15 protein-coding genes are annotated in these 20,792 nt (G+C 56.2%); 7 read left to right on the forward strand and 8 right to left on the reverse strand.

The genetic code is table 11. From position 1 onward, the window contains the following. Nucleotides 1-203 precede the first annotated feature (203 nt). On the forward strand, nucleotides 204-1,358 hold the full coding sequence (locus GS605_RS19315; protein ID WP_171725015.1) for a DegT/DnrJ/EryC1/StrS family aminotransferase: 1,155 nt from the start codon (nucleotides 204-206) through the stop codon (nucleotides 1,356-1,358). A gap of 46 nt (nucleotides 1,359-1,404) precedes the next feature. Here GS605_RS19315 and GS605_RS19320 read toward each other — a convergent pair whose 3' ends face one another. Further along, nucleotides 1,405-2,955 carry an oligosaccharide flippase family protein gene (locus GS605_RS19320; RefSeq protein WP_256369032.1) on the reverse strand — a complete coding sequence of 517 codons (1,551 nt, stop codon included), beginning with the start codon at nucleotides 2,953-2,955 and terminating at the stop codon, nucleotides 1,405-1,407. A 357-nt stretch (nucleotides 2,956-3,312) separates the two neighbouring features. Between GS605_RS19320 and GS605_RS19325 the strand changes: the two genes are divergently transcribed. Then, nucleotides 3,313-4,575, forward strand: coding sequence for a nucleotide sugar dehydrogenase (locus tag GS605_RS19325; protein ID WP_171725017.1), 1,263 nt, complete (start codon nucleotides 3,313-3,315; stop codon nucleotides 4,573-4,575). Next, nucleotides 4,562-5,818: a glycosyltransferase family 4 protein gene (locus GS605_RS19330; RefSeq protein WP_253283358.1), complete on the forward strand. Its 1,257-nt coding sequence runs from the start codon at nucleotides 4,562-4,564 to the stop codon at nucleotides 5,816-5,818. Before GS605_RS19325 ends, GS605_RS19330 begins: the two co-directional genes overlap by 14 nt. Nucleotides 5,819-5,830: 12 nt before the next feature. Here GS605_RS19330 and GS605_RS19335 read toward each other — a convergent pair whose 3' ends face one another. From GS605_RS19335 to GS605_RS19365, 7 genes are all read right to left on the reverse strand, one after another. Further along, complete coding sequence (locus tag GS605_RS19335) at nucleotides 5,831-6,934, reverse strand: acyltransferase (RefSeq protein WP_253283359.1); 1,104 nt, start codon at nucleotides 6,932-6,934, stop codon at nucleotides 5,831-5,833. Nucleotides 6,935-6,976: 42 nt separating this feature from the next. Continuing rightward, nucleotides 6,977-8,539: a hypothetical protein gene (locus GS605_RS19340; RefSeq protein ID WP_171725019.1), complete on the reverse strand. Its 1,563-nt coding sequence runs from the start codon at nucleotides 8,537-8,539 to the stop codon at nucleotides 6,977-6,979. 167 nt (nucleotides 8,540-8,706) lie between these two features. Beyond that, the gene (xrtD, locus tag GS605_RS19345; RefSeq protein ID WP_171725020.1) at nucleotides 8,707-10,326 is read right to left on the reverse strand and encodes a VPLPA-CTERM-specific exosortase XrtD; all 1,620 of its coding nucleotides are present in this window, start codon (nucleotides 10,324-10,326) and stop codon (nucleotides 8,707-8,709) included. A 132-nt stretch (nucleotides 10,327-10,458) separates the two neighbouring features. Then, entirely contained in the window at nucleotides 10,459-11,892 is a 1,434-nt protein-coding gene (locus tag GS605_RS19350; protein ID WP_171725021.1) for a hypothetical protein, read from the reverse strand. Nucleotides 11,893-12,048: 156 nt separating this feature from the next. Continuing rightward, nucleotides 12,049-12,660, reverse strand: a complete 612-nt coding sequence (locus tag GS605_RS19355) for a polysaccharide biosynthesis/export family protein (protein WP_171637905.1) — start codon at nucleotides 12,658-12,660, stop codon at nucleotides 12,049-12,051. A 115-nt stretch (nucleotides 12,661-12,775) separates the two neighbouring features. Continuing rightward, nucleotides 12,776-15,229, reverse strand: a complete 2,454-nt coding sequence (locus GS605_RS19360) for a tetratricopeptide repeat protein (RefSeq protein ID WP_171725022.1) — start codon at nucleotides 15,227-15,229, stop codon at nucleotides 12,776-12,778. Nucleotides 15,230-15,299: 70 nt separating this feature from the next. Further along, nucleotides 15,300-15,989 (reverse strand): sugar transferase, encoded by a 690-nt coding sequence (locus tag GS605_RS19365; RefSeq protein WP_371807780.1) that lies wholly within the window; start codon nucleotides 15,987-15,989, stop codon nucleotides 15,300-15,302. A gap of 655 nt (nucleotides 15,990-16,644) precedes the next feature. Between GS605_RS19365 and GS605_RS19370 the strand changes: the two genes are divergently transcribed. The 4 genes from GS605_RS19370 to GS605_RS19385 are packed head-to-tail and all read left to right on the forward strand — an operon-like array spanning nucleotide 16,645 to nucleotide 20,775. After that, entirely contained in the window at nucleotides 16,645-17,502 is an 858-nt protein-coding gene (locus GS605_RS19370) for an ExeA family protein (RefSeq protein ID WP_171725023.1), read from the forward strand. Nucleotide 17,503: 1 nt separating this feature from the next. Continuing rightward, nucleotides 17,504-19,045: a lipopolysaccharide biosynthesis gene (locus tag GS605_RS19375; RefSeq protein WP_171725024.1), complete on the forward strand. Its 1,542-nt coding sequence runs from the start codon at nucleotides 17,504-17,506 to the stop codon at nucleotides 19,043-19,045. A 31-nt stretch (nucleotides 19,046-19,076) separates the two neighbouring features. After that, nucleotides 19,077-19,910, forward strand: a complete 834-nt coding sequence (locus GS605_RS19380; RefSeq protein ID WP_171725025.1) for a CpsD/CapB family tyrosine-protein kinase — start codon at nucleotides 19,077-19,079, stop codon at nucleotides 19,908-19,910. Then, nucleotides 19,891-20,775 (forward strand): glycosyltransferase family 2 protein, encoded by an 885-nt coding sequence (locus tag GS605_RS19385; RefSeq protein ID WP_171725026.1) that lies wholly within the window; start codon nucleotides 19,891-19,893, stop codon nucleotides 20,773-20,775. Before GS605_RS19380 ends, GS605_RS19385 begins: the two co-directional genes overlap by 20 nt. The last annotated feature ends 17 nt before the right edge of the window (nucleotides 20,776-20,792 follow it).

Raw genomic sequence — 20,792 nt, forward strand, 5'->3', positions numbered from 1 at the left:
ATTCCAAATTTTTAACACTGCCACATTCTGTGAACACTTAAAACGTGACCGTACCGGGACCGTTGTTGTCGAAAAGTAGCTATAAAAGTCAAATCATTTAGATCAGTATATTGAGGTAATATTTTGACGGTGCGAAACCTTGAAAGACAAGACTGTATTAAGATCGGGTGCGGGTAAATTTTGGCCTCTGAGTTTGGCATCGAATGACTGACCGTGGGAACGCACTTTATTGCGGCGATCCTGTCATGCGGTTGTCCGATCTGTTTCGCCGGGATTCTGCTGGCGGGTACACAGCCCTGTTCCAGGACCGGTCGGTGTTTTGGAGCTATAATACCCGCGTGGCAATCCGGGCGTCCTGTGACCTTTTGGGGTTGCAACCCGGGGATGAAGTTCTGGCCCCCGCCTATAATTGCGGTTCCGAGGTCGACCCGCTGATTGATGCGGGCCTTTCGGTTCGGTTGTATCCGGTTTCCGAAAACCTGCGTGCCGATCCCGCACGGATTGCGCCACTTATTACCGGGCGGACGAAGGCGATATATGTGATCCACTATTTTGGTGTGCTGCAGCCATACCTGGAGGACCTGCGGGCCTTGTGCGATCAGCATGGGCTGCGGATGATCGAAGATTGTGCATTGAGCCTTCTCAGCGGTGCTTCGCCGGCAGAAGGCCGCACCGGAGACGTATCGGTTTTCTGCTTCTACAAGTTTGTGCCTGTTCCGGGTGGTGGGGCCATGGTCATCAATGCGCCGGACCTGAGCGCTAGGCATCCGTTTCCGCGGCCTGCCCCGGGCAAGGACGTGGCCAAAACACTTTTGCGCGCTGGTTTGGCAACCGTATTGGGGCTGTCTCGTATGCAGGCCATGCTTCAGAAGGCACGCGGCCGACAAGAACCGCTGCCCCACAGTGACGGGGATCAACCGGAAGACATTCCGGGGCACTATTATTTCGACCCGGCGCTGCGCTGCGCACAGATGAGTGTCTTCACATCCCGTCCATTGCGGGCCTATTCCGTAGCAGAAACCATTGCGGTCCGACGGGCAAACTGGCAGCGGTACCGGGATGCTTTCAACGAGTTTCCCGAGATACGCATGCTTGTTCCGGAGCTTCCGGTCGATGCCTGTCCGCTGAATATGCCGATCATAGTCGCGGGGCGTGACCGGGTCGTGCGGGCGCTGAAAAAAAGCGGGATTGGTGCCACTGCCTGGTGGGCGGGCTTCAACCGCAATCTCGACTGGTCAGGGCAGGCCGAGGCTATGACCCTGAAAGACAATGTCGTATCTTTGCCAGTGCACCAGTACCTTTCGGCTGCGCATATCGATCACATAATAGCGCAACTCAAAAGTGAAGTTGTGGCCTGATCAGGCGGGCGGTTTATGCAGAGTGAGGTCAGCGTAACCGGGGCCATCACGCTGCCTTGGACAGCTTGCGTTTGAGTTTTGCGGCAAGCTCCAGCGCCAGGCTCTCGAACCCTTTTGGCTTCCCGGCAAGGCGCCAGAGCAGCAGATGTGTGCCAACATAGACAAAAACTCCGACGAGAACTTTGACCGAGAACCGGATACGTAGCAGCGGCAGGTCTTCCGCTGTCTCGTAAGCCCATCCCACTGCGTCGCCACTGCCATAGGCACTGCTGACAAATAGAACGGCAAGCAACATGGCAAAGGTCGACGCAAATGTACGCCAGGCCATCAGGATCGGTGCCAAAAACCCACCGGTTCCGAAATCCTTGGCCATGATCAGCGCCAGACCGATCGCAAACAGGCTGGCGGCTCCGGAGCCGAGGATCGCGCCGGTAAAGCCGTAGTTCGATCCCAGCACCGTCAGCGCAGTTGTGGCGATCAGCAGGATTGTGTTGCGGAGAAACAGGCGCTTTGTAGAGCCTTCGACGTAGCTTGCAGACCGAACATTGGCCTGCAATGTCTCGATCGCTTTCAAAGGGGCAAGCACCCAGATGACCTGTGCAGCGGCCAGCCACTGATAACCGGCCACGACAACGATCAGGTGATTGGCAACCAGGGCCATGCCGACGCTGGCTGGAACGATGATCCCCAGAAGGATGGCGTTGGCCCGTTCGAAGGCTTCCTGGCTGGAGCCTTGGGTCCGGGAGGCATTGGCAAGGCTTGGGTAAACCACCCGTTCCAACGGGCCGATGATCTGGCTGGTGAACAGGACCACAAGACGATAGCCGACCCTGAAAATCCCTGCATCGGCCAGACCCAGCATGCTTCCGATGACAATCTGGGGCATGTTGTTGATCAGAAACTGGGTGATCTGGGCCCCCAGTGACCATGATGACACATCAATGCAGTCATGCCAGCATCGGAGCGTTAACCTGGGCCGCATCGGGGCAACGGAAAAGGACCAGATGACCCGGATGACCTGAGTGATGACGCTGGCGACCACGATGGCCCAGTAATCACGCCAGATCCATGTGAGGCTGATGGCCATCAATGTATATGCAATTCGGCTGGTCGTTTCTTCCCCTGCGATGAAACCGAACCGGAGATCTCTTTCCAAAAGTGGGAAGCGTGTGCTCTTGATGGAACTTGCGATAGCGATGAAGCAGAGCGCGGGGATAAGCGATGTCAGTTCCGCAAGCCCAAAAAATGTCATCAGAGGGGCGCTGGCCCAGATCAGGAGTGCCGAAAAGACGCCCAACAGCACCTGCATCGTGAACACGGTGTTCAGGTGATCGTCGGTGATCTCGGGCTGGCGGATCAGGATCATGGAAACGGCCCGCTGGACGATTTCCAGAAACGCGGCCGCGATTATGAAATAGGCAATGATCCCGAAATCCGTCGGCGTCAGAAGACGGGCCGTCACCACCAATGTCAAAACGCCCAGAAACTGGCTGAAAACACCCGACGCAAACAATGTTGCGGCCCCCCTGGTAAGGGTCGCGCTGTGATCGGGTGTGCCCGGGGCGATAGTCGCGCCTGGTTCAACTGGAGGCTTCAAAAGGTTTGCCTTTCCATACTCGGAACAAAAAACTTATCAACGTGCCAATGTTTCTAATCTGGCTACCCTCAACGTCGCTTCAAAAAACCCGCACTTGCTGTTCTAGGAATTTAGTCGGCTGGCTGCTAGTCAAACCTGTAAGTATATTTTTGTGTTGAAATCGCATGTTTTTCCAGTTTCAGAGAGGTACACCATGTTTCAATCAGTACCGACGCGGCGAGTCGGCGCAGAATATCACATAGAAAAATGAAGTTTCGCCTCAGTGTCTCAGATTGGATTCTGACTGCGCAAGGGTAACAAGTAGAAGAGCCCGGAGTTTTCTGGACCCGGCGCCTGTTTTCAAGATGGTATAACAGTATGAAGATTGCGATTTTTGGTCTGGGATATGTGGGGTTCACGGCAGCGTGCTGTCTGACCCGTGAGGGGCATGAGGTGATCGGCGTCGATGTGAATGCCGACAAGGTCTCGGAAATCAATGCCGGGCAGCCTCCGATCAAGGAACCCAAGGTGGCCGAACTGCTGACCGAGGCGCTTGCAAAGAACCTGATCCGCGCCACGGTTGAAATCCCCGACCTGTCGGATGTGGATCTGGCCATCGTTTGCGTCGGCACGCCCAGTTCCACTGACGGGTCGCACAACATGAATTTCGTGGCCGAGGTGACGCGGCAGATTGCCAAGGCCGTTTCGCCCGACCGCGCGCGACCGCTGACCGTGGCGTACCGATCCACCTTCCGGCCGGGCACGGTGCGGCAGCTGATCGAGCCGATCTTCCAAAGCTATCTGGGCGATCGGACGGGACAGGCGATCGAGATTGTCTATAACCCCGAATTCCTGCGCGAGGCTTCGGCGGTGGATGATTTCTTCAACCCGCCCAAGATCGTTGTGGGCACCGCCGATGGCAACCGCTCGGCCGTGATGGACGAAATGCACGAAGGCCTGGATGCGCCGGTGTTCTATACCGCTTTTGAAGAGGCCGAGATCACCAAATTCGTCGACAACACCTGGCACGCCACCAAGGTGGCCTTTGCCAATGAGGTGGGCCGCATCTGTCACAGCATGGGCGTGTCGGCAAAAACCATGCACGAGATTTTCGTCTCGGACACCAAGCTGAACATCTCGGCCTATTACACCCGTCCGGGGGGCGCGTTCGGGGGGTCCTGCCTGCCCAAGGATGTGCGTGCGTTGCAACATATCGCCGGTGAGGTGGGGGCGCATACGCATCTGATCGACAGCCTGTTGCAGACCAATCAGGCGCATAAAACCTATCAGGCGCAGGATATCATGGCGCGGCTGCCTGATGGGGGCCGGGTGCTGATGGCCGGGCTGGCCTTCAAGGCCGGAACCGATGATCTGCGCGAAAGCCCCAATGTCGATATCGCCCGGCGCCTGTTGCAGGCGGGCTATCAGCTGTCGATCTATGATCCGGCCATCAAACCGGCCGATCTGCGGGGGCAGAACCTTGGTTATGCCTTTACCCACCTGCCCAACGTGGGCAGCCTGCTGGTGGACCGCGCCACGGCCGAGGCCGGGCCTTGGGATCTGGTGGTCGGTTCAAACCGGATCGTGAATGATCTGAACCTGGGTGATGCAGAGGTGGTAAGAACCTATGAATATGACTAGCCCTGTGCCCGCCGTTCAGCCGATCTCGTTCGAAGAGCTGCGCCAGAGCCAGCCCCTGAAGGGCCTCAAGGTTCTGATCGTGGTGGAAAACCTGCCCGTCCCCTTTGACCGCCGCGTCTGGATGGAGGCGCGCACGCTGGCCGCCGCAGGCGCGCTGGTCTCGGTCATCTGCCCCACCGGCAAGGGCCATGAGGAACGCGTGTGGGAAGACGAGGGCATCAAGGTCTATCGCCACCCGCTGCCGCTGGATGCCAGCGGGGCGCTGGGGTATCTGCTGGAATATGGCGCGGCGCTGTTCTGGGAAAGCTGGCTGTCGCTGAAGATCAAATTCACCCGCGGCTTTCACGTCATCCATGGCTGCAACCCGCCCGATCTGATCTTTCTGGTGGCGCTGCCCTTCAAGCTGTTTGGCGTGCGCTATCTGTTCGATCACCACGACATCAACCCCGAGCTTTACGAGGCCAAGTTCAACAAGCGCGGTTTCTTCTGGAAACTGATGAAGACGTTCGAGCGGCTGACCTTTGCCTCGGCCCGTGTGTCGATTGCCACCAATGAAAGCTATCGCAAGATCGCCATCGAACGCGGCGGCATGGCGCCCGAGGATGTGTTTGTCGTCCGGTCCGGTCCTGACCTTAGCCGGTTGCAGCATCTGCCGCCGAACCCGGCCTGGCGCAACGGGCGGAAATACATGGTGGGTTATGTCGGCGTCATGGGTGATCAGGAAGGGATCGACCTGCTGCTGGAATCCGTGGCGCATCTGGTCAAGGTTCAGGGCCGCGACGATATCCAGTTCTGCCTTGTGGGCGGGGGGCCCAGCCTGGACAAGCTGCGCGAACAATCTGCTGAAATGGGCCTGTCAGAGTATGTCACTTTCACTGGCCGCGCCCCCGATCATGATCTGTTCGAGATCCTGTCAACCGCCGATGTCTGCGTGAACCCGGACCGGGTGAACGAGATGAACGACAAATCCACCATGAACAAGATCCTCGAATACATGGCCTTCGAGAAACCCATCGTTCAGTTCGACGTGACCGAAGGGCGGTTCTCGGCGCAGGAAGCCTCGCTTTACGCCAAGGCCAACGATCCGGTGGATATGGCCGACAAGATCACCGAATTGCTGGCCGATGACGAACGTCGTGCCGCCATGGGCCGCTATGGCCGCGCCCGGGTCGAGTCCGAAATGGCCTGGCCGCATCAGGTGCCCGCGCTGATCGCGGCGTATCAGCGGATCTGGAAGGGGTAATCGGCCAGAGCGCTACTTTGCTACTTGTTTTGTTCCTGCCTGCCCATGCGCTTTCCTCGGAAACCGAAGCTTCATGGCCGGAGCCTCAATGAAGTGCCATGACAGGACCGCGCATAACAGGGAGAGGGGGAAAGACATCGCCATGTTGATGACTGGCGTCACGACGCCAGACTGCGCCACCAGTTGCTGGATCGGGAACGCGTAGATGTAGACCCCGTAGGAATAATCGCCCAGCTTGTTGTAGCGCAAGAGAAGCGGGATTTTGACATAGCCGGCAAAAATCACGGCATAAGACAGGCTGATCGCAAAGACAGGTAGAAACAGTGGTGTGAACCAGGCCATAAAGGACAACGCGGCGGACAGGGCCAGCAGCGACCAGGACAATGGTACGTGCCGGCGCCAGATGTAAAAAACCATTCCCGATAGAAAAGGCAGACCAAGCCTTGTGAGGACCTCGATCCTTGGATTAACGTCAATGAATACGACGATGACTGTATAGAAACACAGGAATAACAGCGTTAGACTGGCAAAAATCTTTTTGTTTCCCAAAAATCCAAGCAAGCCACATAAGAGGACGCCCACATAGCAGGTGACCTCGTACGAAAGAGACCAGAGCGAGCCATTGATCGCAGCACCATAGGGGTTGGATTCGAACACGCCCGGCAATGTGTATTGCAGTTTGAACAACAGCATGTTGCGGATGAAGTAGCTGCCGGCTTCGCCCCAAAAAACAGAAGGGGGCGCTTGTGTTAACAGAAGCCCGGCAACCAGAATGGTGATCACGGTTACCACGGCAAGCGCTGGGAACAGCCTCAGGGCTCTGGCTATCAGGAATGATGCTGCAGACGGGTTCCGGTCGAAACTGCGTGTAATGAAAAAACCCGAAATTGCAAAGAAAGCCCATACGCACATCAGACCAAGCGACAGCCCATGCAGTGTGGATTCAAACGGCTGCCCGAACTCGGCGCCTAAACTCAGAGGATAGGCATGTGACACCAGCACAAGACTGGCCGCGATGATCCGGATCAGATTGAAATTGTTATCCCGCCCGTCTGATCGATCTGCGATAAACAGCGCAGGCTTCCCCGAAATCACATGCACATTATACTCACTCATTTGCGGTTCTCTAGGTCACTGGCACTATCATGGGATACACAATTATTTGGAAGCTGATCTTTGATACAATATCCATGGTGCGGTTGTCGCAAGAATATTGAATCCCTGGATCTTTGGCGGAAACGATTCCGTCGAGCAAACGACAATTGTGTCAGCTTTGGCGTTTGACAATGTGGCTATTGCGGATGGCACTGTATGATGTGCGTCCGAGGCAACGCTCTGAACCACGTTTTGCACCTGGGCCAGCGGCCCGATGATGTGCAGCGGGTGCTGGGTGGGATCGGCGAAGGTGGGGATCGCGGTGCCGTTAAAAATCATGAGAAAGGACAGGGGTCGACAATTGGGCCGAAAAAAGCGTGGATTCCTGGCGTCTTCGACATAGGCACCCGCGCCCAGGCTACGCGTATCATGGCTGTTCAGTGCTTCAAGATACGAGACGTAACTTCTGCTGTCCTGATACCATCCGATGCTCAGCATCAGGTTTCGTGCCAGAAACAGCCCTGCGATCATCACAACGACAATTTCGCGGGACGGTGATTTTACATCGGGAGCCAGAGACAGGCTTGCGGCCAGAAGCGCCAGAAGTAAAAGCGGGATGCGTTCGCCCAAATGCCCGACACCGAACAGGGTCGGGGGTACGATCAGGATCAGCAGAACGCACAGGGCCACTGCAAGCTTCATGCGTCTGTCGATCTGCAAGATCCCGGTCACGAGCCCGCCGATCAGTACGCCCCACAATACGATGCCAAAGCCCCAGTCGATCGATTGCCATGTGGTTTCGGCCACGCGAAGGAAGCCATCAACTCTCAGATAGGCTTCGGTGCTCAGCCGAACCCATAATGTTCCCTGTTCGGCATGGGCGAGAATACTTTCTATCGGTATGGTGCTTCCCGCACCTATGGTTTTCGTTTGGGTAAACAACAGGGTTGGTATGACGGCGACCAGCGCAAGCCTTGAAGCTTTGTAAAAAAGCGTACGCCCCCCCGGGTGGCCGGGTCCAAGAGCAAGTGACAGCTCGACCGCACCCAACAGTAACCCCCACAGCGCAAAGGCCAGCCCATGAATGAAAAACAGGAGCACACCTATGCACATAGTCACAGTCAATTGCCGGACAGGCCGGTCCTGTGTCGCAATCCAGTATCCGATTGCGCCCAGCAGAACCCCCAATCCAAGCAGGAAATTCGAAAAACCCCAGATCAGAATATGGTTATACGCCACCAGACCGGCCAAAAAAACGGTCAGTACCGAGAGTTGGCCGTGCAAAACACGTGACAGATACAGAATACCCGCGAACGGGGCCGCAATGATCAACCCCGCTATCAGCTTAGCCCCCAAAAGCGGGGGCAGTACATGCATGATACCTGTGCCCAGAATGTCCAGCCCGAGATTGGGCAGCAGTTGCCAGGCGGCTTCGTAGTTCTGTTGCAACATGACCGAGTCCGGCAACTTGGCCAGAATATAATAGCGGGCAATATGGGCGTAGAAATCTGTCAGCGGTAGAACAGGGGTTACGCACAGGGGAACGAGGCAGGCAAACAGAGTCAGTGCCAGAACCGGGCGCAGTGAACGGCGTCGAAGTGTCGTAATCGTTTCTGCCGCAGGCACATTTCCACCCACATACCAAGAACTAAAAAACCTGATCCCTCAGATATCAGTAACAGATCATTGTGCAATCTATAGTGCTTAATGCCATCTGACACCCGGGATGCAATGACTTCAGGGGAAAGATCTGGTGGGCAGGGCGCTGCGATCACATCGAGCTTGCCGTCTTTCTAAAACGGTACAAAGCGGGGCAGGCGGTTCAGGCTTGGCTCCATGAAACGTTGCAACCTTGCATCCGCATCCGCTTCGGTTTCACCGGGCAGGATGGGGGTCACAAACCGGACCAGAGCGCCATCGGTGCGCCCCATGGTGAAGCCGTCCTGAATAACGCTCATCTTGGCGCGGAAATCATTGACCATACGCTTGCCGCGCTGTTCGAACCAGTAATAGACCAGCTGTTTTGACAGCTCTTTCTGGATCACGGCGCGGTTGACCGTAAAGCGGCCATAAGGCGTGTTGCCCGGGTTGATCTCATACGGTTCAAGGCTGAAGATTTCCCAACCGCCCACCGGCAGGCACACTTCGGGCGAATGGATGCCGTCGCCGTCGGTCTGCTTGTCGTAAAAGGCCACGAACATGTTCACGAAATCGCCCGATCCGGTGTTGATATAGGTGGCATTGAGGTAATCGCTGGCACCCAGAACCTGTTCAACCTGTGGATCCAACGTGGTGGGCGACCCGGACCAGGGGCCAAGCTGCCGTGGATAGAGAACAAACGGGTCACGTTCCACAGGCCGCACTTCGGAAGCGGGCCGCAGGGTCCAGGCGGTTGAAACCGCCAGCGTCAGAAGGGCCGCAACCGCCAGCGCCACCGATGCGCGAATGCCAAAGATACGCAAGGCAACAGAACCCAGCCCCTGGGTATCCAGATCAATGGTCTCGGCAAAGGGTTGCGGATTCGGCGCCAGGCGCTGCAAGCCGATGGCCATCAGGAACAGAATGGCGACGCAGAGCAGGAAGATGATCCAGCCTTCAAAGAAATGCATGAAGCCTTCAGCCTGCTCGATGCCGTGCTGATTGACCAGCACGCCGATCACGCCAATGCGGATCGAGTTCATCAGCACGGTCAGAGGGGCCGCCGAAACCAGCAAAACCACCTTGTGCCAGATCGGGCCACGGTAAAGCAGGGCAAAGAGATACGAGAAGCTCAGGATCGGGAACAGATAGCGCAGCCCGGAACAGGCCTCGGCCACCTGCAGTTTGTAGACCCCCAGATCGATGATGTTGCCTTCGATGAAAACCGAAACACCGGCCATCTGCACGAACCAGACGCCCAGTTCGGACGAAATCCATTGCAGGAAGATCGTGAGCTTCCAATAGACGAACTGCGGCAGCGGCAGCATGAACACCAGATGCAGCACGGGCAGCTGGTGGTATTTGCCCCGCTGCCAGCCGAACACGGTCAGCATGACGCCGCCCACCCAGATGATCATGGCATAGGTGACGATATCGGGAATACGGGCCAGGTTGCCCAGAATGGCGATGATCAGGGCCACGGCAATCACCGCCACACCTGGCCAGCGATCATGCACAACCGGGTTGGGTGGCGGCATATCCCGCAATTCACGCAGGAACAGATACAGTGAGATGATCGGGATCAGCGGGCCATGGCTGTATTCGGGGGTGCTCCAGGCGGCGCCCAGAGACACGATCCCGATCCAGAAGACGGGTACCGATCCAAGCAGCAGCAGGACAAACCAGAACAGCCCGACGGTGTTCAGGACCGGCAAGTCTCTTCTGGCCGCTTCAAGGATATTACTGCGGCTGTTTTTCGAATCGAGGTGATGCATCACGGTCCATCATGCACAATAAGGTGTGGCCTGAAATTATGACGGCTCAAGTTCCCGCTATTTTGATCCGTTTTCGGGACATTGGGCGCGGGATGTCCTGATTGTCGATATCATGAACCGCGTGAATGAACGTCAGGGTTTGAGAGAAAAGCGTCGGCCCAAAGTCAGAAAGACCGAGTTTGAAGTTGCCTTAAAGCCGTTCTGATCGTCCATTTCATATTGGTACCCCACGTTTACAGCCCAGTCTTTCGTGACCGCCCGTGTATAGGACGCACTGAACGTACCGCGCTGGCGCGGGTTGGGTTGACCGGTTCCCTCGTCTTCCTGGTCGATGTAATCGACGCTGAAAGACAGACCCGATACCGGGTTGATGAAATAGTCATATGTCAGAAACACCAGTGTTTCACGTGTTTCTATGCTCTGCGTACTGGTGCCGACCCGGCGTTGCACCGTTGCTCCGATCCGGGAACTGGCCAGCTGATAGCTGTAGTCGAGCTGCCCGATCGGTGTGACTTCGTCGAATGGTCCTCTGGTCAGGCCCAGGTTGAAGCTGAATAGTCCGTTGGCGCGCTGAAAACTGCGGCCGGCCGTTGCGTTTATCCGTGACCCATTGACCCCGAATGTCTGGTCAATCTGAAAATCCGCCGAACCATCTGGCAGGGTTTTGTTCCATGCGAAATCCCAGACGAAATCCTCGGTCACGGTGTTGGTATTGGTTGTGCGCTGCGTGTCATCCACCTGACTGTAACCGATATTCGCACTGACGGTGGTGACAGGGGATATGTCATAGGTCCCCCCTACTGTCACAACCGTTGTTTGCTCATCGGTTCGCACGTTGTCTTCTGCCGAGAAATCAGTGTAGCCGAGACGCAAGTTGGCTTGGAAAACCGGTGACACCCGCAATGTTGTGATCGCCGTGTAATCGCTTGATTTGTTGTCGAACAGGTTCGGATCGATCGTGTTTGTATAAGTGCGTTCGCTATAGCTGTAGATGAATTGGAACCCGATTGGATCATTCAGGCCGGTTTGCCAATTCAGGTTGCCCAAGGAGTTGACCTGATCCCCGATGGTTCCGGTCACATCGGCGGCATCGATTCTGCCATCCAGATTGGTGTCGGTCAGTGAACGATTAAAAGCCAGATCCTGTTCGCGGTAATCCAATAGCAGGTCAAGCTGGCTGTTCTGGCGCGACCGCTGATACGACAGGCGGGCAGACGGGTCCGCAAAGCTGGAATCCGTCCCGATAATCGGCTCATTGGCGATCCGGTACAGTCCGGAAAGGTCAAGAGCCAATCTCGAATCCGAGGTCTGCTTCAGAATACCCAATGCCAGCGTATTCTCCCACCAGGTCGTGGACCCAAGCGAAGGATCGGTCAGGCGAAGATTGCTGTCATGTCTGAGCGACGAGAGATAATCCAGGGTCACACTCAGGCCGGTCCCGGTCCCAATCTGCTGACCGGTCGGCAGGCCGACCCTTCGGGCCGGGTTTCGCTGTGCCCGTTGTGTGATCAATTGCTGGCTGGGTGTCTGCTGCACAACTGTCGGTGCGACGGTTGTCTGCTGCACGGATGTTTGCTGTGTCGAGGTTTGTGTTTGCTGCGCAGTCGTTTGCTGTGTCGAGGCCTGCTGCCCGACAGCTGGTGTAAACGAACTTATGACAGCGATCCCGCCCCCCAGAATGGTGGACAGCCTGCTCCTGGATTTCCCCACCTGTATCAGCCCCTATTCGAACAAGCGGCGTGCTGGTACGACAACCACGTCTCCGGGTCTAAGCACTGTATTGCCTTGGATGCCACCGCCCGAGCCTTTGTAGTTATAGGTGTATTTTCTCATCACGCCTGTTTTACTGTCAGCCCGGCGCAATTCGATGCGCTTGCGAGCCGCGAAATTGGTCAGACCACCGGCCTGAGCCAAAACCTGAAGAATTGTCGTGCCTTCGGTTGCCAGATGCTTGCCGGGCACATTGACCTCACCCATGATGAAAACATCGATGGTTGGTCCGGATGCGGCCTGTCCGCCCAGAAGCGGCGGCGGAGCCAGCGACGCCACTGAAATAAAGACTGTCGGCGGCGTATTGAAATTCGAGGCCAACGCCGATGAGAGCGACGCGCTTAATCCGCTGGTCGACTGACCGGCCGCACGGATCGAGCCGGCAAGCGGAAAGTTGATGGACCCGTCCGGCAGAACCAGAATGGTCCGATTCAGGGTGGGGTCTTCGAGAACTTCAACCTGCAGCGCATCACCCGGTTGGATTTGATAGGATTGCGCCCATGATGCGGTGGCCGCGATCATGGTAAGGGCAAGAGCGATTAATGACCCGATGACTGTACGCATATTCAAATCTCTCACTTTTTCCTACTTATGCCTTCCCACAAGCTGCAAAACAATCAGCAGGGAGTCTGATACATACAAGATGCGGCAGAAATGCAGCGGCGTCATTAGCTCTGCGTTAGTGGCTGTTGGTGGGTACAGCGTTCAGCTGTTCAATCTCAGCCTCTACCAATGACGCGACTTCCGTAGAAACCCCGCTGAAAGCCCTGGCTTTATGGAGAAGACGCAGCGCATCTTCGTTCCGCTCCAAAGCCGCATATGTTTTCCCCAGATGATATAGTACCAGGGGATGCTCAGGGAACGCCGCTGCCGCAGGTTCAAGATAGGCGACCGCCTCTTCATAATTTCCCACCCGGTAGGCGACCCAGCCATATGTTTCTTGAAAGACCGGTTCCTGTGTGCCGCGCAAACGTTGCGCCAAAACTTGCGCGCGCCGCAGGCTCTCCTCATCGTTACGATGTGTTGTCAGCAGGCTTGCAAGATTGTTGGCTACAATCAGAGAGCGATTGGTGATCGGATAGAGCTTTTCGTATGTTGCGATTGCCTGGTCCAGATCCCCGCTGCGTTCGTACTCCGTCGCCTGCAGCATGAGCAAGGCCGGGTTTTCAGGCAGATTGGTCAATGCCTCGGTCAGAATTTCCCTAGCCTGATCGGGAGCGTTCCGTTCCGTTGCCAATCCGTGCAACGCAATCCATGCCCGCGTCGTAGTCGGATATTCCTCAAGAATGACACGGTAGAGCTGCTCAGCCTCACCGCGGTCGCCTTCACTGATCAACGCGCGGGCTTTGATCAGGCGGATTGGCAAAGAATCCGGGTCTTCTGCAAGCAACTGGTCAAGATGGGCGAAGGCTTCGGCCGTCTGCCCCTTTGTAAGCATCAGGCGAACAAGCGCGATATCGGCGGGCAGGCCAAATTCGGGATCATCCGCCAGCTCGTTCAGGAAAGAGGTCAGCTCATGTGTGCGTTGCTGTGCGGCCAGCATGTGCGCCCTGAGCTCATTCGCGGAGCGCCGTGTTCCCGGGCTGTCCAGATCCCTGATGGCATGAAGGACGGTTTCCAGGCGGTCCCAATCCTGCATGCTCAGATATACTTCTCCCAACAAAAGCAGAAGCTCGGAATGTTCCGGAGTCTGGCGCAGGGCTTGGGCCAAAACACGTTCGGCGATCACCAGATCACCTTCCGCGATCAGAAATCGGACATAGCGCAGCGTTTCGTCCGGTGCGTTCCCCGAAATTTCCGTCGCCAGCGCCAGCATCTCGCCCATCAGTTCTCTGTCTCCGTTGCGCTCATGCGCCTGGGCCATCAGGGTCATCAATTGCGGGTCACGGGGCGCCTGACCGAGCGCTTCGCGCAAAAGCACAATCGCATCGCCGGTCTTGTCCTCGTCAATCAGCCAGGACGCCTTGAACTTGAGAGCGCTGACCTGGGCTGCATCCTCGGACAGGACTTTTTCAACCAAAGCGCGGGCTTCATCGGGCTGGCTGACCTGGAACAGCATGAGGGCAAATTCTACCTCACTAGCGCGGGTCTGTATGTTTCTTTCCGCGCCTTCCAGAAGTGTCTGCATCTCGGCGATCGCGGCTTGTTCATCACCCGATCGGAATTTCAGCGCTGCACGCACCGTCTTGAATTGGAACGTGTTCGGGCCGTTCTGAGCGATGATCGTATCCAGCTCGGCAATTGCCGCTGCAGAGTCGCGGTTATCGTTCAGAAAGGCGATCAACCGCTGTGTCGGCATGTGATCTTCAGCGAGCGGATCCACCTCGGCCCGCAGCATCTGTTCTGCCGCATCCAGATTCCCCTGATCGATATAATGTTCCACAAGCAACTGCTCGACGCCCTCATCGTCAGGGAATGTCACGGCCATCTGCCGAAGAAACGCCTCGATTTCTGCGGGCATATCCAGTTCCTGAAGTGCGCGGAGCCGGATTCCATAAAGGCTTTCTTCCATTGGATCGGTGGCTATGGCCACCTCTGTTTCCTGCAGAACACCCGGCCAGTCCTCATCGCGGATCAGATGGTCAATTACGATCTGGCGCGCGGTCATCAGTTCCGGATGGCTTTTGATCATCTCGCGGGCTCTATAGACGGCGACGTCCACACTTGCGAAATCCCCATCCCTGACCGCGTCGGTATAAGCCAGCATATTATTGATGGATTTGATTTCGATATCATCCGGAGCCAGAGCACTTGCCAATGCGCCGTGACGCCTGACATCTTCCCAATTCCCCACTTCCAGAGCCATCTCGGCAAGGTTCCGATGGCCCTCAAGGTTGTCTGGGTACTGCTCTATCAGCCGCAGATACTGACCATATGCAACCGGGATGTTGCCGCGCTCGCGCTCCACCCTGGCAAAGGTCAGTCGCGCTTCTTTATGCTGGCCGTTGAGGTTGAAAACATTTCTGAACTCAACAAGTGCGCGTTCGACATCACCGGCTTCCAGATGGGCCAACCCGGCCTGGAAATGCGCTTCGGCCCGCTCCTCGGCCGAGTCGCACGCGCTCAGCAGGAGCGTCGCCGCAAAAAGAGCTGCGATCAGCCGTGCGCCAATAGGAGGTACGATCCAGTTCATTGCTGTTCTCCTGCAAAACTTAAGGAAAAAGCATACAACCAATCAACCTGTTCGGCTGCATGGCCCGTTCTCAGCAACCCGTGCCGCGCAGGACCACAAAAATGGTCCGGAACACGATTGAAACATCTGTACTGAACGACATGCTTTTCCAATACTCGGTATCGTGAAACGCACGCTCAGCAAATGTGGACTGATTGCGTTTCGAAACCTGCCAGGGTCCCGAAAGGCCGGGACGCATGGCGGTATAGAATTTTCCTGGATAAAGCTCTTTCTGGTTCACCATCATCGGGCGGGGACCGACCACGGACATTTCACCTACAAAAACGTTCCAGAACTGCGGCAGCTCATCCATCGAGGATTTGCGCAGGAAAGTTCCGAATTTGATGATACGCGGGTCATTGCGCAGCTTCTGATCGCGGTCCCATTCTTCCTGGGCTTCGGGGTTCTTCGCCAGATGCTCCTGCAGCACGGTTTCAGCATCATGCACCATGGTGCGCAATTTAAGCATCTTGAAGGCTTTGCCATTCTTGCCGACACGTTCCTGCCGATAAAACGGGGTCACGCCCTGACACGCAAGAAACGCGGCCAGCAACAGCACCACCGGCACGACAAAAGGCGCTGCAAGCACTGCGAACGCTATGTCAAAAAGACGCTTGCCTCCGCTTCTGTATATCCCTGGATATGACACTGTGGCAGGCACAACAGAAATACCGGAGTAGCCCGCGCCAGCGTTGGCCACTTCTTTCGAATGACTTGTCACTATTTAAACCCCCAACACACACAATTACTCACGAACCACTCACCAAACTTACGAACCGAACACGCTCGACCTCAACCACACATATTTAAAATCTTATATTTTTATACCACTTCGACCCTGCACTTACTCACTTGCGAGGCCGCTTTCCCGTATCCAACTGTTAACAAATTCCACCTGCCTTGCAAAACATTAATGCTGGCGAACGTGTTCTCTGGTCGCTGAATGCAGGTGCTTTTTTACGGTATCATGAAGCTGCGACCAATTGATCGGCCGCAAATTCATGAACTTTCGTTTCCCTGCGGGACACAATGGGCAAGAATTTAGCTCTTTAGGTTTGATTCCCGCCCCTAGAATCTCTTTTAATGTGTGATCACAGCAGGTTCTGATTGCCTCTTTCTCGGTCAACTCAATAAGGGCGCAACGGAAACAATCGCGCCGATCACCTCAGATTGAGAAAGCGGAAAGGTCAATTCACCGCGTGTGCAGTTTAGTGGTGCCTGCTATCTTGATTTTGTGACAAACTAGTACCCAAGTACTTTTTGTTTATGTGATGTGTTCTTTGTGTAAGGGATTTCTGGTGGTTCAGAGCATGAGTTTGGATAATCTCCGGGGGGCCAGTACGAGGTTTGACAAGGCAGAAGGCAACCGAGGTGCAATGGCGTCCAGCGACGGGTTTTATCTAGATTATTTCGGGCTTGACCGACGGCCCTTCACGCTGCTTCCGGATCCCGGATTCATGTACTGGTCGCCGCTGCACAAGCGCGGTTACTCGGTCCTGCAATTCGGCATCATGAGCTGTGCGCCCATCACCGTACTGACCGGGGAAATCGGGGCCGGAAAAACCACCCTGGTACAGCATCTTCTCAGCGAGATGGAGCAGTCGATCACCGTAGGGCTGATCTCGAATGCCCAAGGCGGCCGAGGAGAGCTGCTGCAATGGGTCCTGCATGCCTTAGGCCTGCCAATCGACAACGACGCCCCCTATGTACAGCTGTTCCGGGAACTACAGGATTTCCTGGTCGCGGAATATGCAGAAGGGCGGCGTGTGGTTCTGATCTTTGACGAAGCGCAGAACCTGACCGTCGAAGGGTTGGAAGAAATCCGGATGCTGACCAATATCAACTCGAACACGGATGAGCTGATCCAGCTTGTTCTGGTTGGTCAGCCTGAATTGCGCGACATGGTTCTTGATCCCAAGATGCGCCAGCTGACACAGCGCGTGGCCGCAAGTTTTCATCTTGAACGGATGGATGAGTCTTCGGTCAAAGCCTATATCAGACATAGGATGAAAACGGCTGGCGGTTCAGGCGATGAGTTCACCGAAGAGGCCTGCAAGCAAATTTTCAAGCAAACGCGCGGTGTTCCGCGACTTGTGAATCAGTTCTGCGACTTTGCCCTGCTTTATGCCTGGACGAATGAGGCCGAGAAGGTGGATGAAGAGGTTGTGGAGCAAGTGGTCAAAGATGGCGTGTTCTTTGGCGGAAACTCACTCGAGAAGGAGCTGACAGTCTGATATGGGCCCGGTTCGCTATTACTTTTCCATTTTCCTGAGGCGGTTTCCGTATTTCCTGATCGTCGCCCTGATCGTGTCTGTAGCGTCATTCATTGTCGCTAGAGCATTGCCCGCCACGTATGTCTCGACGATGCGCCTTATTGTTGAATCGCCTCAGATTCCGGGCAATTTGGCTGCCAGCACCGTCACGACACCTGCAGCGGAACAGCTTCAGATCATCGAACAGCGCCTGCTGACCCGTCCGATCCTTCTGGAAATCGCGCGCGAGTTTCAGGTTCTGCCCGACCAGGATGAAGCAAGCCCCGATCAGGTTGTCAAAGCCATGCGCAAGAACACCTCGATCTGGATTTCCAGCGGTCTCAATCAGGCCAATCTGATGACAATCAGTTTCGAGGCGCGAACCGGTCCGATCGCAGCTGGTGTGTTGAACGCGTATCTGACGGAAATCCAAAAGCTGGACGTCTCGTATCGCAAGGAGCGCGCGACCGACACGCTGGCCTTTTTCCAGCTGGAAGTTGATCGCCTGAGCAACGAACTAAGCAGGCGCAGCGCCCGCATTCTCGAGTTCAAGAATGATAATTCCGATGCGCTCCCCGACAGTCTGCAGTTCAGGTTGGCTCAGCAAGGGGCATTGCAAACCAATCTTGAACAAACGGATCAGCAGATATTTTCCCTCCAGGCGCAGCGGGAAAACCTCATAAGCATCTTCAGCTCGACGGGTCAGGTTGTCGGGGTTTCGCCGCAAAACCAGACCCAGGCACAGCAGCAACTAAGTCTGTTGCAGACTCAGCTCGACAGTCAACTCGTGGTCTATTCCGAGAGCAGCCCGCAGATCAAATTGCTTCGCGCAAGAATCGAAAAGCTTGAGCAGGTTGTCGCTGCCGAACAAGCAACAGCCCCGACGCAACCTGACGTACAGACGGGCAATTCGTCCCTTGACCTGCAGCTGGCGCAGGTCGACTCACAGATTGTTGCACTCGAAGACCAACGCCGCGTGCTTCAGGACCGGCTCGACGCACTCACCCTGACGATTGATCAGACCCCGGCCAATGCCATCACGCTTGCAGAATTGCAGCGCGAACACGACAATATTCAAACCCAATATAATGTCGCGGTCAGCCGGTTGGCCGAGGCCTCGACCGGAGAACGAATCGAGGTCACGTCCCAGGGGCAGCGTATTTCCGTCATTGAACACCCGTCCACGCCAACCGAGCCGTCCAAGCCAAACCGATTGATGATCGCCGGAGGGGGCGCTGCCTTTGGCATCGCACTGGGGCTGGGGCTTGTGGTTCTGCTGGAGATCCTAAATCGGTCCGTACGTCGCCCCGAAGATCTGATCAGCAAGCTTGATGTCTGGCCGATCGCCACGATCCCCTATGCCCCCTCACGTGGCGAAGTGATCATGCAGCGAACCGTATGGGGGGGGGTCATATTGGCCATTCTGATCGGGGTTCCCGCAGCGGTCTGGGCGGTGCACATCTATTATCTGCCCCTCGATCTTATTGCCGAGAGGGTCATGGATAAACTGGAGACATTCTGGTGAGTATTGTCTCGATTGATTTGGTGGAATTGTAATGGACCGTCTTCAGCAAGCGATTCAGAAAGCGCGTGAAGAACGCAACAGCCGGCAGCAGCCTCAGCCTGCGCCGTCCGCTGAGGTACAGCAGCCCCCGGCACCGCAAGACCGCGGCGATGAAGATGTTTGGCTGGCTGTGCCAGAGATAAAGATCGATCAGCGCCACATCTCTCGCAACCGTTTATTGTCATTTCATGGGGGCGCGGACGCCACCCCCTACGACATGTTGCGGACCAAGATGCTGCAGCAGATCTTGTCCAACAAATGGCGCAGGGTGGCATTGACCTCCCCGTACAGCGGGTGCGGCAAAAGCACGACGACGGCCAACCTGGCGTTCAGCCTGGGGCGGCAGGAAGATCTGCGGACGATCGTGATCGATTTCGACATGCGGCGCAGGGGGCTGGCCGAGATTCTGAAGCAAACCGGCAACCACAGTATGGCCGACGTCATTCAGGGGGTGGTGCCGTTTCATGAACATGCGCTGCGGTATGGCAAGAACGTGATCTTCGGGCTGAATTACACGCCCACGCGCAACCCGGCGGAGATCTTGCAAAGCCGACGGGCAATCGAATTCCTCGAACAGCTTGAGGCGGATTACAAACCCGACGTCATTCTGTTCGACACGCCCCCCCTGATGATGAGCGATGACAGCCACGGGTTTCTCAGGAATGTCGATTGTGCCCTGCTTCTGGCGGCCGCCGAAGAAACCAGCATTGACCATATTGACGTTGCCGAACAGCAACTGGCGGAACTGACCAGCGTCATGGGGATCGTGCTGAACAAATGCCGATACATCAGCGGGACGTTTGGCAATGAGTACGGATCCTACTGATACGGCTCCGGCCGATGCGGTGATCATTCCCCATTACAACGATTTGCCCCGGCTGGAACGATGTCTTCTTGCCCTGAGAGAGAACGATCTGACGGCGACCGAAATCGTTGTCGTTGACAATAACTCTCCGGTGTCGCTGGACACGATGCGCCAGGCCTTTCCCGAGGTGCGTTTTGTGGTGGAAACCCAAAAGGGCGCGGCCCATGCCCGCAATCGCGGGGTTGCAGAAACCAGAGCGCCCCGGCTGTTTTTCATCGATGCCGATTGCGTACCCGCGCCGGACTGGTTGAGCGTCGGGCGTCAGGTCGCGGATCAGGCCGATCTGATTGGTGGCCGGGTAGATGTCTTTGACGAAACCCCGCCCCCGCGCAGCGGCGCAGAAGCGTTCGAGGCCGTTTTTGCATTCAACTTCCGCAGGTATATCGAGGTTCAGGGGTTTTCCGGCGCCGGCAACCTGCTGACCCGACGCGATGTGTTCGATGCGATCGGCGGATTCATCAACGGTGTCTCGGAAGATCGGGAATGGACCATGCGCGCGGTCGCGCGCGGGTATAGCCTGATCTACCGGGATGACTTGCGTGTCAGCCATCCATCCCGGCAGAACTGGCCCGCCCTCAAGGCCAAGTGGCGGCGCACGACCCAAGAGGCATATCTGCTGCATGGCACCAACGCCGCCGCGCGCATGCGGTGGGCGATCCGTGGATTGGCCATGCCGGCCAGTGCAATTGTGCACACCCCGAAAATCCTTACCAGCGACAAGCTGGCCTCGGCGGGCGAAACCAGTCGGGCGGTCATCACATTGTTCCGGCTCAGATGTCAGCGGATGATCTGGATGTTGCGCCAGGCGGCAGGTGGCAACATCTGATCAAAAGAAAAGGGACC

This window comes from Ruegeria sp. HKCCD7559 (genome assembly GCF_013110575.1).
Classification (GTDB): domain Bacteria; phylum Pseudomonadota; class Alphaproteobacteria; order Rhodobacterales; family Rhodobacteraceae; genus Ruegeria.